The organism is Brenneria goodwinii (genome assembly GCF_002291445.1).
Classification (GTDB): Bacteria; Pseudomonadota; Gammaproteobacteria; order Enterobacterales; family Enterobacteriaceae; genus Brenneria; species Brenneria goodwinii.
This window is the reverse complement of record NZ_CP014137.1, coordinates 3,528,129-3,541,775: the sequence shown is the minus strand read 5'-3', so window position 1 is coordinate 3,541,775 and position 13,647 is coordinate 3,528,129. Positions and strand designations below refer to the sequence as shown.

The window sequence follows — 13,647 nt, the reverse complement described above, 5'->3', positions numbered from 1 at the left end:
CGATTTTTCTCGTTTTCTCCCCTTCTCAGATCCTTGTGATACCGCGCGGAATCATGCGCCGTATCATTTAGTTATTCTGATAGATATCTTTGTACAAGCGACTTTCAAAGCGCACCAAAGGGACGCGGCGCGAGCGCTGATCTTCCGGCGGCACCGCATAGCCGGAAAGATATTGGACAAAGGCCATTCGCTGCCCGCTGGCCGTAGTGATGAATCCCGCCAGATTATAAACGCCTTGCAACGCACCGGTTTTCGCCGAGACTTTGCCATCCACGCCCGCTTCGTGTAGGCCGCCGCGATATCGCAGTGTGCCGTCATAGCCGGCAAGCGGCAGCATCTCAATATAATTCAGCTCGTTATCATGCTGAGCGATATACTGCAACGCTTGCATCATGGTGGCCGGTGAGATCAGGTTATGACGCGACAACCCCGAACCGTCAACCAGGATGCTGTTACCCAAATCAACCCCGGCTTTTTGACGTAAAACCTGACGAACCGCGTCAGCGCCGGCACGCCATGTACCGGGAACATTGAATCGTTCATGACCGATGGTGCGAAAAACGGTATCGGCAATCATGTTGTCGGATTTTTTCAGCATAACGGTCAGCAGGTCGTGTAATGGCGACGACTGGGTTTGCGCCAGTACGCTGCCGGCGGGGCCTGGCAGCGTTTGACGGCGTAAACTGCCTTTTATTCTGATATCCGCCTGCAGCAGTTCATCTTTGACAATCGCGCCGGCATAGCTGGCGCCATCCTGAATAGCGAAGGCCAGCGGGAGCGGCTCTTCTCGCTGCGTCAGACAGCCTGTGAGCGTAAATCGGTTCAGTTCCCCGGGAACCACATCCAATTCACAGTATTGCGCGTCAGGGGAACCCTTGGCCAGCGTGCGAACCTCGCTGAACATTTGCACGGGGTAATAAGACGCCACGCGGATGAACGCGTTGTCGCCCGCTTTAGGGGCGCTATAGAGCGAAACGGAGAAACAGTTGCGATCGACGATGGCCGCCGCGGGCGGCGCGCTGAAGCACTGCGTCATATCGTTCCAGGGCCAGCCGGGGGCTTTATCGTGGCTGGCAAAGACGGAGGTATCGATCATGACGTCGCCCTCGATTTCCCGCATCCCGCGTTTTTTCAACTCCTGTACCATGTTGCGTATCTGCTGGCGCTTCAACGTGGGGTCGCCGCTGAAACGAACGATCAGATTACCGCGTAATTGGCCGTTAGTGAGCGGACCATGACTTTCCATCGTGGTGACAAAACGATAATCTGGACCTAACTGTAAGAGTGCGGCCAGCGCGGTTAACACCTTTTGGGTACTGGCGGGAAGCGCCATTTGTTGACTGTTAAAGGCCAGCGTAGGGGTCGTCGCGCCAATCTTTTGTACTATCAGGGCCAGATTGGCGCCGTCGGGCAGATACTGGATATGATCTTCGACAGTTGCTGCATTCGCATGCAGAACAAAAGCGCAGGCGAGTCCGGGAATGATCGATGAAAAACGCATAATCTCAGCTAACAACGGGGTAACGTGCGGTCATACTACGGCGCAATAAGGTCTAAAGTAAACGATGATCCCTATGGAACTCTGAGTTAAAATACGTATCAAAATGCAAAACCGCTTCCGGCCTGGAAATTTTCTTCCGGGGCTGGTTACTTTTGTTTAATTGCCAGAAAGCACTGGCATGTAAGTAGATACTCCGTCGTATTTGATTTTTAACGTGTCAGGATGACGATTATTTGAGGCGTACGGATTTTCTAGAGGTATAGACAATTATGAAACAATTTCCGATGACGTTACGTGGTGCCGAAAAATTACGCGAAGAGCTGGATTTTTTAAAGAGTGTTCGCCGGCCTGAAATCATTGCCGCGATTGCTGAAGCTCGCGAGCATGGCGACTTGAAAGAAAATGCGGAATACCATGCCGCGCGTGAGCAACAGGGTTTTTGTGAAGGCCGTATCCGGGATATCGAAGCCAAACTGTCCAATGCGCAAGTTATCGACGTGACGAAAATGTCGGCCGCCGGGCGCGTTATTTTTGGTTCGACCGTAACGGTAATTAACCTGGATACCGAAGAAAAACAGACTTATCGCATCGTTGGCGATGACGAAGCCGATTTTAAACAGAACCTGATTTCTGTGAACTCGCCTATCGCCCGCGGTCTTATTGGTAAAGAACAGGACGATATCGTCGTGATCCGCACGCCGGGTGGCGATGTCGAATACGAAATCGTCAGTGTTGAATACCTGTAAATTTCATTGCCTTGGTGATAAAAACAACAAAGTTTGTAAAGAAAAGAAAAAGGCCGCTTGCGGCCTTTTCTCTAACAGACAAGCGTGGCACCTTTCCGTTAAAACTGAGTATCCTGAAATAAAAAATGTTATCGTGGTAACACTATTTTACGCTCTTTCGCAGGACGATAGAGTACCAGCGTGTGACCGATAACCTGAACGTTGCTGGCCCCGGTTTCGCGAACGATAGCTTCAATGATCAACGTTTTGGTTTCCCGCTCTTCAGCCGCGACTTTAACCTTGATCAGTTCGTGATGTTCTAATGCTTGTTCGATCTCAGCCAGAACACCTTCGGTGAGGCCGTTATTGCCCAGCATGACAACCGGTTTTAACGGATGTGCCAGACCTTTCAGGTGTTGTTTTTGTTTATTACTTAGATTCATTGTCTTTTTGCTTAGGTTGGGATTGAAAACGGCTCATTCTACCGCCATCTCATGATTATAACCAAATTGGTTATACGGATAGGGGGCTGTGAAGTGTTTCTACTTACCAATACGCCCAACAGATTTCGAGTTGCATCAAGGCGGCGGCCGCATGACACATTCGTCGGGAACGAATTTGACCAGCCAATGCAGATGCGGCTTGAAAGATAAAGGGCATAGCGCCTTACTGAGAATAGTTGGAAAATAGATGGCCACTAAAAAGCGTTCTGCAAGTTCCAGTCGCTGGTTGCAGGAACATTTTAGCGATAAATATGTGCAACAGGCGCAGAAAAAGGGGCTCCGCTCACGAGCTTGGTTTAAACTTGATGAAATACAACAGAGCGACAAACTGTTTAAACCCGGAATGACGGTTGTGGATTTAGGTGCGGCGCCTGGCGGTTGGTCACAGTATGTCGTGACGCAGATCGGCGGTAAGGGGCGCATCATTGCATGTGATATTCTGCCGATGGATCCTATTGTTGGTGTCGATTTCCTTCAAGGGGATTTTCGTGATGAATTAGTCCTTAAAGCTCTGCTTGAAAGAGTCGGGGAGAGCAAAGTTCAGGTGGTGATGTCCGACATGGCCCCGAACATGAGTGGTACACCGGCAGTTGATATTCCGAAAGCGATGTATCTGGTTGAATTAGCACTTGGTATGTGTCGGGATGTTTTAGCGCCAGGCGGAAGTTTCCTGGTAAAAGTGTTTCAGGGAGAAGGTTTTGATGAATACCTGCGGGAAATTCGCTCCCTGTTTACGAAGGTTAAAATTCGTAAACCAGACGCTTCGCGTGCCAGATCTCGTGAAGTGTATATCGTAGCGACAGGGCGCAAACTGTAGTACCCTAACGCTGTTTTTTAACACAGTTGTAATATGAGGTTAATCCCTTGAGTGACATGGCGAAAAACCTGATTCTCTGGCTAGTCATCGCAGTCGTGCTGATGTCTGTCTTTCAGAGCTTTGGGCCCAGCGAGTCGAATGGCCGTAGGGTGGATTATTCAACCTTTTTAACTGAAGTGAATCAGGATCAGGTCCGCGAAGCGCGTATTAACGGGCGTGAGATCAATGTTATCAAAAAAGATAGCAACAGATACACGACTTATATTCCTGTCAACGACCCCAAGCTACTGGATAACCTGCTAACGAAGAATGTGAAAGTCGTTGGTGAGCCGCCGGAAGAGCCGAGTTTACTGGCTTCGATCTTTATTTCCTGGTTCCCGATGCTGTTGCTGATCGGTGTCTGGATCTTCTTCATGCGTCAAATGCAAGGCGGCGGCGGTAAAGGCGCCATGTCCTTTGGCAAGAGCAAGGCTCGTATGCTGACTGAAGATCAGATCAAAACGACTTTTGCCGATGTCGCTGGCTGTGACGAAGCAAAAGAAGAAGTCAGTGAACTGGTTGAATATCTGCGTGAACCAAGCCGTTTCCAGAAATTGGGCGGCAAAATACCGAAAGGCATTCTGATGGTGGGGCCGCCGGGGACAGGTAAGACCCTGCTGGCAAAAGCGATTGCCGGTGAAGCGAAAGTGCCTTTCTTTACCATCTCCGGTTCAGACTTTGTTGAAATGTTCGTCGGCGTGGGCGCATCCCGTGTGCGCGACATGTTTGAGCAGGCAAAAAAAGCCGCGCCTTGTATCATCTTTATCGATGAAATTGATGCGGTAGGCCGCCAACGTGGCGCCGGTCTGGGCGGCGGTCACGATGAACGTGAACAGACGCTGAACCAGATGCTGGTCGAAATGGATGGGTTTGAAGGCAACGAAGGCATCATCGTCATCGCTGCGACCAACCGTCCTGATGTGCTTGACCCGGCGCTGCTGCGTCCAGGTCGTTTTGACCGTCAGGTAGTGGTCGGCTTGCCGGATGTCCGCGGCCGTGAGCAGATTCTGAAAGTGCATATGCGCCGCGTGCCTTTAGCCCCGGATATTGATGCGTCCGTTATTGCCCGCGGCACGCCCGGATTCTCCGGCGCCGATCTGGCTAACCTGGTCAACGAAGCTGCGCTGTTCGCCGCCCGCGGTAATAAGCGGGTGGTGTCCATGGTCGAGTTTGAGAAAGCCAAAGACAAGATCATGATGGGGGCGGAACGCCGCTCCATGGTGATGACGGAACAGCAGAAAGAGTCCACCGCTTATCATGAAGCCGGTCATGCGATTATTGGCCGTCTGGTGCCGGAACACGACCCGGTGCATAAAGTGACGATCATTCCGCGTGGTCGCGCGTTGGGCGTGACGTTCTTCCTGCCGGAAGGGGATGCAATCAGCGCCAGCCGTCAGAAGCTGGAGAGCCAGATTTCTACCCTGTACGGCGGCCGTTTGGCCGAAGAAATCATCTATGGCGTGGAGAAAGTCTCCACCGGCGCGTCAAACGACATCAAGGTCGCGACGTCTATTGCCCGCAACATGGTGACGCAGTGGGGCTTCTCTGAAAAACTCGGTCCGTTGCTGTACGCGGAAGAAGACGGCGAGGTATTCCTGGGCCGTTCCGTTGCTAAAGCCAAGCACATGTCTGATGAAACGGCCAGAATCATCGACCAGGAAGTTAAGTCCCTGATTGAGCGTAACTACCAGCGTGCTCGTGAGTTACTGATGGCGAATATGGATATCCTTCATTCAATGAAAGATGCATTGATGAAGTATGAAACCATTGATGCCCCGCAGATTGACGACCTGATGGCACGTAAAGATGTTCGTCCGCCTGCCGGTTGGGAAGATCAGAAATCGGATAGTAATTCTGGTAGCGGCGGTTCACCTAAGGCGCCAACGCCGGTTGATGAACCCCATACACCTAATCCGGGCAACACCATATCCGGGCAGTTAGGCGAGAAATAATTTAACCCGTGTGCTTATTGCACCAGACACGGTTGCTGCTAAAAACCCCGGACTTGTCCGGGGTTTTTTACTAAGCTGCCTGTCGGATAAATTTTAAGCCAACGATTTGAGGGAAAATCATGCAATTGATCGCCAGAGGATCAACCCTGGATCTTTCTCGACCCAACGTTATGGGTATTCTTAACGTCACTCCCGATTCATTCTCCGATGGCGGCAAACACAATACGCTGGATACGGCGCTGTTTCATGCTCAGGAGATGATTACCGCCGGCGCGACGCTGATTGATATTGGCGGCGAGTCAACTCGTCCAGGGGCGGATGAAGTCAGCACGCAGGAAGAACTGGATCGCGTGATTCCTGTCGTTGAAGCGTTGGTTCAGCGTTTTGATACATGGATTTCCGTCGATACGTCAAAGCCGGAGGTGATTACGGCCGCGGCGCAAGCGGGCGCTCACTTGATTAACGACATTCGTTCACTGCAGGAGCCGGGGGCTTTAGAGGCCGCGGCCGCCACAGGTTTGCCGGTTTGCCTGATGCATATGCAGGGATTACCAAAAACAATGCAGAATAATCCCCACTATGATGATCTGATGAGCGAAATCGGGGATTTTTTACAACAGCAGATTGATCGCTGCGTGAACGGCAATATCCCGAAAAGTAAGCTATTGCTGGATCCCGGATTCGGATTCGGTAAAAATCTGGCTCATAATTACCAGCTCCTGGCTCGCTTGGGTGAATTACACCGTTTCGGATTGCCTCTGCTGGTTGGGATGTCCAGAAAATCCATGATTGGGCAATTACTCAAGGTTCCGCCGATAAAACGGGTGCAGGGCAGTGTGGCGTGCGCGGTGATTGCGGCGATGCAGGGTGCGCAAATTATTCGTGTTCATGACGTAAAAGAAACGGTAGATGCTATGCGCATTGTTGAGGCGACTCTTTCAGCAAAGGAATAAAAATTATCATGAGTAACCGTAAATATTTTGGGACTGACGGCGTTCGGGGCAAAGTGGGCGATAGTCCCATTACCCCCGACTTTGTGTTGAAGCTGGGCTGGGCCGCAGGGAAAGTACTGTCCCGACATGGTTCTCGTAAGATTATTATCGGTAAAGACACCCGGATTTCCGGTTATATGCTGGAGTCTGCGTTGGAAGCCGGGCTGGCCGCGGCTGGCTTATCCGCCTCTTTTACCGGCCCGATGCCGACGCCGGCGGTGGCTTATCTGACGCGGACTTTCAGAGCGGAAGCCGGTATTGTCATTTCCGCCTCTCACAACCCTTACTATGACAACGGCATTAAATTTTTCTCTATTGACGGCACTAAGCTGCCTGATGAAGTGGAAGAAGCGATAGAAGCTGAATTAGAGAAACCGCTGACCTGCGTTGAATCGGCGGAGCTGGGTAAGGCAAATCGCATCGTTGACGCCGCCGGACGTTATATCGAATTCTGCAAGGGAACATTCCCCGGCGAGCTGAATCTGAACGGCCTGAAAATCGTGGTTGATTGTGCGAATGGCGCTACGTATCACATCGCCCCCAGCGTATTGCGCGAACTGGGAGCCACGGTTATTTCCATTGGCTGCGAGCCAGATGGCATGAACATCAATGAAGAATGCGGCGCAACGGATGTCAGGCAGCTACAGGCGCGTGTCGTGGCGGAAAAAGCTGATGTGGGGCTGGCATTTGACGGCGATGGCGACCGCTTGATTATGGTTGACCACCTGGGTAACAAAGTCGATGGCGATCAGATCCTGTATATCATCGCGCGCGAAGGTTTGCGCCAGGGGCAGCTGCGCGGCGGCGCGGTGGGAACCCTGATGAGTAATATGGGATTGGAGCTGGCATTAAAACAGCTGGGCATTCCGTTTGCCCGAGCCAAAGTCGGCGATCGCTATGTACTGGAAATGATGCAGGCCAAAGGCTGGCGTATCGGCGCCGAAAACTCTGGTCATGTCATTCTTCTGGATAAAACGACGACGGGTGATGGAGTCATCGCTGGTTTGCAAGTGCTTACTGCGATGGTCAGAAACCACATGAGCCTGCATGACCTGTGTAGCGGTATGAAGCTGTTTCCCCAAATTCTGGTGAATGTCCGTTTCTCGGGAGAGGGGGATCCGCTTGAGGACAAGACGGTTCAGCAAGTCACACAGGATGTTGAGAAAGAGTTGACCGGCCGGGGTCGGGTATTGCTCAGAAAATCAGGCACGGAGCCGCTGATTCGCGTTATGGTCGAAGGCGAAGATGAAGCAACGGTCGTTGCGTTGGCCAATCGGATCGCCGATGCGGTAAAAGCGGTGTAAATCAGGCGGCATTAGCCAGAAAACGGAACAACCGTTATTCTGGCAATGTCATGTTTTTAATGATTACTGATTGGATTGGCTACCTTAGCAATCAAGTAGATAAAGTATGCCGTGAGGTTTGTGTCGCGAAAGCCGATGCTTTTTTCTTCAATCAGCAAACGGCGGCTAAATTACCCTTGCGTACGCAGCAGCCTTTGGTTAGTATTCAGACCCGCTTAATAGGGGATGAAGGTTATCATCCGCTTTGGCGAATTAGACGCGGTTCTCATTCTCTACCGCAAGAATTTAAAATCTCCATAAATGATGGGGAAAACGGTTACAGGTACAACTATGTACGAAGCTCTTTTGGTCATTTTCCTGTTGGTAGCAATCGGGCTAGTTGCCTTGATTATGCTGCAGCAAGGTAAAGGCGCTGATATGGGAGCCTCGTTCGGAGCAGGTGCTTCTGCCACTTTGTTCGGTTCGAGCGGCTCCGGAAATTTCATGACTCGCATGACTGCGGCGTTGGCGACTTTGTTCTTCATTATCAGTCTGGTGCTGGGCAACATGAGCTCGCAGCATAGCAAGACGGGTGGAGAATGGGATAACCTGAGCCAATCTGAAAAAGCAGAGCAGACGACTGCGCCTGCCGCACCTTCAGCGCCAGCAAGCGATATTCCGCAGTAATCGTTGTAACAAGTGATTTAACAACAGTGCCTGTCATTGTTGTTGCACAGCAGTAATTGTGATGCCGAGGTGGTGGAATTGGTAGACACGCTACCTTGAGGTGGTAGTGCCCGATTGGGCTTACGGGTTCAAGTCCCGTCCTCGGTACCAATACAGAATCAATAGACGTCGATGGACGTCTATTTTTTTATCTCAACCCCACGGATTTACTGACTTTCCCTTGGTTTTAACCTATTCAACCCGACCGTCTCCAACATGGTTTATAGGGATACGTTGGTAAGAGATATTCTGTCTGAAAAAAGTATGCTCAACCTTCACCGCCCTAGCAGGCGGGAAGCGGTGAAAGGACGCTGGGCGCGATGCCGGTCCATCGGCGGAAGGAACGGCGAAAGTTGTTGATATCGCTGATATGCAGGTACTGTGCGACCTCTTCGTTAGTTAATCCCTGAAACCAGTAGAGAAACAGGGCGGTGTGTTTGCGTACCCGATCCCACTGTTCCTGAAAGCTGCTGTCGTGTTTGCGCAGTTTGCGTTTCAGCGTGGCGGGACTCATGTTCAGCGACGCGGCAACGCGTTCGAGGTTCAAGGGGTCGCGCAAATTATCGCGCAGATGGTCGTAAAAATAATCGATAAAGCTGCGGTGAAATCCCTGCGTTTCCAACTGTTGCAGGCACTGCTGGCGAACGACGGCGCAGACGGTGCTGTTGGCATGGGGCGACGTCATCCAGACGTATTCGGCCGGCAGCAGCATCATATTGAGGGGTTGATCGAAACTCAGTCCATCGCCCAGGTGCACCCAGTACTGTTCGATATAGCGCGGCTGGCGATAGTTAAACAGGAAGCGCCAGGGCAGGGGCTGTTGCGGGCAGAGCCAGCGGCCAAGCGAGGCAATGGAGGTCATGCTGGCTTCCAGCAGGAAGCGTTGACGCCCGCCATCCGTATCGCTTTGCGGCCAGTACAGGCAGAGGTAGCGATCGTCCAAATACATACGCGGCGCCAGCAGCGGGCTGAACAGGCTGCAAAAGCGGATGAAATCGTCCAGCGCCTGATGAAGATTGTCCGCCTGTTGCAGCACATGGCTGAAGTTGCCGTAACAGCCGGGCAGCGAACGCTGGCCGAACAGGAAACTGGTATCGTCGGCATTCAGCAGGCGTATGCTGTTGTCAATCAATTGACCGAACTGTTGCTGGCTGAAATGCACCGCTCCGGCGGCAATATCTTCCAGGAAGACGCCGGTGCCGCGTAGCAGGCGGTGGCCATCGATATCCCGCGATAGCGCCAGGTCGATCAAAATACCCGGCTGGTGGTGGCCGACGATGAAACGATCGTCGCACTCGTACCAGCCGTCGTGCGCTGTCATCCCGCTACCCTGCTCTGAGCGGCAGGCATGGCTTTCACCTGACTCAGCGCCTGATTTAGTCGCTGAAGCAGCGTGTCCCGATCTTCGTCAAGCGCCATCACGGCGGCGACGCTGGCCTGTAGTCTGACGCGTTCGCCATGTTGCTGCGTGTGATGCGCCAGGTGAGCGATCGCCGCATACAGATCCTGTGCAATGCCGTTCGCCTGCTGTTCGCCGGTATTGGGCAGCAGAGCGACAAAACGATCGCCCGCCAGCCGGCACAGCAGATCCTGCCGGCGCAGATTGAGCAGCAAAAGCTGACACAGCGCCTGTAGCACATAATCGCCCTCAGCCGTGCCGAAGCGCCGGTTAATCGCGTCGAAGTCATTCAGATCGATGACGATCAGCGACAGCGGTTGCTGCTCGGCGGCGGCCTGCCTGAGCGACAGCGATAGCTGTTTACGCAGGTAGTCGGCACCGCCCAGCGGGGTGAGTTTGTCGAATAGCAGGTGTTCGCGGAATAGACGTTCGCGCTTGTTTAACTGTGCGCTAATCGCCAGTTGTTCCTGATGCCAGTGGTAGATCCCCAGCGTAATCAGCATAAGCCCGATTGGCATCGGCACATTTTCCAGCCATTTCCCGATGTTCCCTTCGTGCGGCAGCTTGATAAATTCATCCAGGCAGTCCATCCACCAGGAAAAAAAGATACAGGCCAACCCCAGCGCCAGCAGCGTGGTTACGCGACCGGCGGGGCGGCTGACCAATAGCATAATCAGCCAGCTCAGCGCCAGCAGCGCCGATCCGCCTTCGGCCAGCACGTCCATCCAATCGATCTCCGCCCAGGGCTTTACCACGCCGATAATCAGCTCCGCCAGCAGGCCGAGATTGGCGAGAAAGGCCAGCAGCAGGAGTTTGCCGCCGTATTGTCTGAAAAAGCGATACATGAACGAGGCTCTTAATGGAATCAAGGAAGATGACCTAAGCATACAGGCGCAGATGACGCCATCATGACAGGCGGGGGGTCAATTCAGCTCACCCCAAATGCGTATTTTTTAACGCCATGACGACCGTTGCCGCCGGTCGGCGGGGCTGTTTCTCCGTATTGCGGCGGCACAGGCTAGCTGGAGGCAGTCATTTAAGCTCAAAACCGGCGGCTATCGTCACGATTTGGCGGTGAAAGGACCCCGATCGTGTTTGCGTGTCATATAACTGACACCTGTGATTTCTAGCATCCACTCCCCAATAAGCCGTCAACCGACGGTAAACAGTCGTTACTCTGGGGGGAAAGCGCGTGAAACCACAGCGAAAAAATACCATCTCTGCTGCAAAACTCAGGCTTAGCACTCTGGCGATCGCCATCGCGAGTCTTGTGGCGCCAACGTTATCTCTGGCGGAAGATGCCACGGAACACGTGACCGTTATCGGCCAAGCCGCCAGTATGACTCAGGCGCTGAATGAGCAGCGAACTTCCGACAGCATCAGTAGCGTCGTCCATGCCGACGGCGTGGCGCAGTTGCCGGACGACAACGCGGCGGAAGCGTTGCAGCGCCTGCCGGGCGTTTCCGTCGAACGCGATCAGGGCGAGGGCCGCTACGTTAGCGTGCGCGGGCTGGGGCCGGACCTGAACAGCGTACAGATCAACGGCACATCGATGCCGTCGCCGGAGAGCGGCCGACGGGCGGTGGCGTTGGATGTCCTGCCGTCCGAACTGGTGCAGTCGCTGTCGGTAGTCAAAACGCTGACGCCGGATATGGATGCGAACTCCCTGGGCGGCACCATTGAAGTCAACAGCCTGTCGGCGTTCGATCACGACGGTCTGTTTTACACCCTGGGCGCGGAAGGCAGCTACGATAGCAACAGCAACAAGAGCAGCCCGAAATTTTCCGGCGCCTTCAGCAATATTTTCAGCGTCGGCGGCGGTGAAAATAACTTTGGCGTAGCGGCGGCGCTAAGCTGGCAAAAGCGCCGTTTCGCCTCGGATAACGTGGAAAGCGGTGGCGACTGGGACTTCAGCGACGGCGCGCGCCTGAACGGTTTTGAACAGCGGCGTTATGAAATTGAGCGCGAACGAACCGGGTTTGGCCTCAACTTCGACTATAAACCGGACGATCTCTCCAATTACTACCTGCGCACGCTGTACAGCCGATTCAATGATAAGGAAAACCGCCAGTCGTCGGCGGTCGAATTCAGCGAGCCGCTGGCCGAAGGGATGCGCGGCGATGCCGACGTTGAGCGCGGGCTGAAAAACCGGGAAGAGACTCAGGATGTCAAGAGCGTCGTGCTGGGCGGAGAACACTTGCTTGGTCCATGGACGCTGAACGGTCAGGTGGCTTATAGCCGTTCCAGCGAAACCTTGCCTGGCAGCACCTATGCCACCTTCTCCAGCCTGGATTCGTTCGCGGACAGCGGTTTTTCCAACACGGTTAAGCCGTCCAGTCAGATCGGCGGCGGCTATTCCGATGCCGGTAATTACCAGTTGGACTCCATGAAGTGGGAGACGCAGAAAACCAGCGACAGCGAGAAAAATATTCGCCTCGATCTGGCGCGCGACTACAGCTGGCTTGATACCGACAACCAGGTCAAATTCGGCGGCAAACTCAGCCGACGCGATAAAAAGAACGACCAGGAACTGTGGAAATATAAAAAACTCGGCGATTACGGCCTGTCCGACGAACAGCTCAGTCTGAGCCAGTTTTACGCCGGTAACGCCGGTTATGCGTTTGGTCAGGACGGTCCGGCGATCGATACCGGCCGCGTCAACAACCTGATTAACGCGCTGGGCAAAGACGGTTTTTACGATCGGGAAGGATCGACGATCGACGACTATCGGATGAGTGAGGATATCGACGCCGCTTACCTGATGAATACCATGGATGTGGACAACTGGCGCTTTATCGCCGGGATGCGCTATGAGGGCACCCGCTTCAAGGCCGATGGCACCGGACTGCGCGACGGCGAGTATCAGTCCTCCAGCCACCAATCCAGCTACCATGACTGGCTGCCGGGTTTGCACGCCCGCTATCGCCTGGATAACAACACGCAGATCCGCGCCGCATGGACTAACTCGGTGGTGCGCCCGGCGTTCGACCAACTGGCTCCCGGTTATACCATCGACGGCGATGAAGCGGAGTTCGGCAATCCGGAGCTCGCTCCGTTGAAATCGAAGAACTTCGATCTGGGTATTGAACACTACATGGAACGCGCCGGGACGCTCTCCGGTTATCTGTTCTATAAAGACATCCGCAACTTTGCCTATGAAACCGATCTGGCGGGCAGCGGCGCGTGGGCTGATTTCAGCCAGGCCAAAACCTGGGCTAACGGCGGGAAAGCGCGGCTGTACGGCGCGGAATTCGCTTATTCACAAAAATTCGACTGGCTGCCGTCGCCGTGGAACGGCCTGCTGGCCGGCGCCAACCTGACCTTGAGCCACTCCAGCGCCAACATTGAGGGCAGCGGCATGTCGCGCAAGATCCCGCTGCCGAATCAGTCCGACACGGTGGGCAACCTGATGGTCGGCTGGGAAAACGATGATGTGAGCGTGCGCTTGTCGGCCAACTATAAATCCGACTATCTCAGCAGCGTGGCCGCCGTCAATGACCGTTCGCACGACAGCTATGTCGACGACCAGGTGTTTGTCGATCTCAGCGTGCGTTACTTCCTGACCAAACAGCTGCAGTTCTCGTTCGAAGCGCAAAACCTGACCAATGAACGCTACTACGTCTACACCGGCAGCCACGGCTTCAACTCGCAGTACGAACAATATGGCCCGACTTTCAAACTGGGTGTGACGTACACCAATTTCTAAAGGA

General features: G+C 53.6%; 11 protein-coding genes and 1 tRNA gene. 8 read left to right on the top strand and 4 right to left on the bottom strand.

What is annotated here, in order from left to right; all coding sequences use genetic code 11:
- Positions 1-67 precede the first annotated feature (67 nt).
- A complete protein-coding gene (gene dacB, locus ACN28R_RS15705; protein ID WP_095834896.1) occupies positions 68-1,501 on the bottom strand; it encodes a serine-type D-Ala-D-Ala carboxypeptidase in 1,434 nt (477 codons plus the stop codon).
- A gap of 269 nt (positions 1,502-1,770) precedes the next feature.
- Between dacB and greA the strand changes: the two genes are divergently transcribed.
- Positions 1,771-2,247 (top strand): transcription elongation factor GreA, encoded by a 477-nt coding sequence (gene greA / locus ACN28R_RS15700; protein WP_048636286.1) that lies wholly within the window; start codon positions 1,771-1,773, stop codon positions 2,245-2,247.
- Between the two features lie 128 nt (positions 2,248-2,375).
- Here the strand turns inward: greA and yhbY are convergent, their stop codons facing one another.
- The gene (yhbY, locus tag ACN28R_RS15695; RefSeq protein WP_048636285.1) at positions 2,376-2,669 is read right to left on the bottom strand and encodes a ribosome assembly RNA-binding protein YhbY; all 294 of its coding nucleotides are present in this window, start codon (positions 2,667-2,669) and stop codon (positions 2,376-2,378) included.
- 247 nt (positions 2,670-2,916) lie between these two features.
- Here yhbY and rlmE point away from each other — a divergent pair, with 247 nt between their 5' ends.
- The 6 genes from rlmE to ACN28R_RS15665 all read left to right on the top strand — a co-directional run bounded on the left by rlmE (position 2,917) and on the right by ACN28R_RS15665 (position 8,649).
- Entirely contained in the window at positions 2,917-3,546 is a 630-nt protein-coding gene (rlmE, locus tag ACN28R_RS15690; protein WP_048636284.1) for a 23S rRNA (uridine(2552)-2'-O)-methyltransferase RlmE, read from the top strand.
- A 47-nt stretch (positions 3,547-3,593) separates the two neighbouring features.
- Complete coding sequence (gene ftsH / locus ACN28R_RS15685) at positions 3,594-5,537, top strand: ATP-dependent zinc metalloprotease FtsH (RefSeq protein ID WP_048636283.1); 1,944 nt, start codon at positions 3,594-3,596, stop codon at positions 5,535-5,537.
- A gap of 119 nt (positions 5,538-5,656) precedes the next feature.
- Positions 5,657-6,490, top strand: coding sequence for a dihydropteroate synthase (folP, locus tag ACN28R_RS15680; protein WP_048636282.1), 834 nt, complete (start codon positions 5,657-5,659; stop codon positions 6,488-6,490).
- A gap of 8 nt (positions 6,491-6,498) precedes the next feature.
- Positions 6,499-7,833 (top strand): phosphoglucosamine mutase, encoded by a 1,335-nt coding sequence (glmM, locus tag ACN28R_RS15675; RefSeq protein WP_048636281.1) that lies wholly within the window; start codon positions 6,499-6,501, stop codon positions 7,831-7,833.
- A gap of 330 nt (positions 7,834-8,163) precedes the next feature.
- The gene (gene secG, locus ACN28R_RS15670; RefSeq protein ID WP_095834894.1) at positions 8,164-8,499 is read left to right on the top strand and encodes a preprotein translocase subunit SecG; all 336 of its coding nucleotides are present in this window, start codon (positions 8,164-8,166) and stop codon (positions 8,497-8,499) included.
- Positions 8,500-8,562: 63 nt separating this feature from the next.
- Positions 8,563-8,649 (top strand) — tRNA-Leu (locus ACN28R_RS15665).
- Positions 8,650-8,821: 172 nt separating this feature from the next.
- Here the strand turns inward: ACN28R_RS15665 and ACN28R_RS15660 are convergent.
- Positions 8,822-9,859 carry an AraC family transcriptional regulator ligand-binding domain-containing protein gene (locus ACN28R_RS15660; RefSeq protein ID WP_095834893.1) on the bottom strand — a complete coding sequence of 346 codons (1,038 nt, stop codon included), beginning with the start codon at positions 9,857-9,859 and terminating at the stop codon, positions 8,822-8,824.
- Entirely contained in the window at positions 9,856-10,782 is a 927-nt protein-coding gene (locus tag ACN28R_RS15655; RefSeq protein ID WP_095834892.1) for a GGDEF domain-containing protein, read from the bottom strand. Before ACN28R_RS15655 ends, ACN28R_RS15660 begins: the two co-directional genes overlap by 4 nt.
- A 347-nt stretch (positions 10,783-11,129) precedes the next feature.
- On the opposite strand from ACN28R_RS15655, the gene ACN28R_RS15650 reads away from it, so the two are divergent.
- Complete coding sequence (locus ACN28R_RS15650) at positions 11,130-13,643, top strand: TonB-dependent receptor (protein WP_220701752.1); 2,514 nt, start codon at positions 11,130-11,132, stop codon at positions 13,641-13,643.
- Positions 13,644-13,647: the final 4 nt, after the last annotated feature.

Coding starts and splice junctions, on each gene's coding strand:
- dacB (WP_095834896.1), bottom strand. CDS start 1,501: ATGCGTTTTTCATCGATCATTCCCGGACTCGCCTGCGCTTTTGTTCTG.
- greA (WP_048636286.1), top strand. CDS start 1,771: ATGAAACAATTTCCGATGACGTTACGTGGTGCCGAAAAATTACGCGAA.
- yhbY (WP_048636285.1), bottom strand. CDS start 2,669: ATGAATCTAAGTAATAAACAAAAACAACACCTGAAAGGTCTGGCACAT.
- rlmE (WP_048636284.1), top strand. CDS start 2,917: ATGGCCACTAAAAAGCGTTCTGCAAGTTCCAGTCGCTGGTTGCAGGAA.
- folP (WP_048636282.1), top strand. CDS start 5,657: ATGCAATTGATCGCCAGAGGATCAACCCTGGATCTTTCTCGACCCAAC.
- glmM (WP_048636281.1), top strand. CDS start 6,499: ATGAGTAACCGTAAATATTTTGGGACTGACGGCGTTCGGGGCAAAGTG.
- secG (WP_095834894.1), top strand. CDS start 8,164: ATGTACGAAGCTCTTTTGGTCATTTTCCTGTTGGTAGCAATCGGGCTA.
- ACN28R_RS15660 (WP_095834893.1), bottom strand. CDS start 9,859: ATGACAGCGCACGACGGCTGGTACGAGTGCGACGATCGTTTCATCGTC.
- ACN28R_RS15655 (WP_095834892.1), bottom strand. CDS start 10,782: ATGTATCGCTTTTTCAGACAATACGGCGGCAAACTCCTGCTGCTGGCC.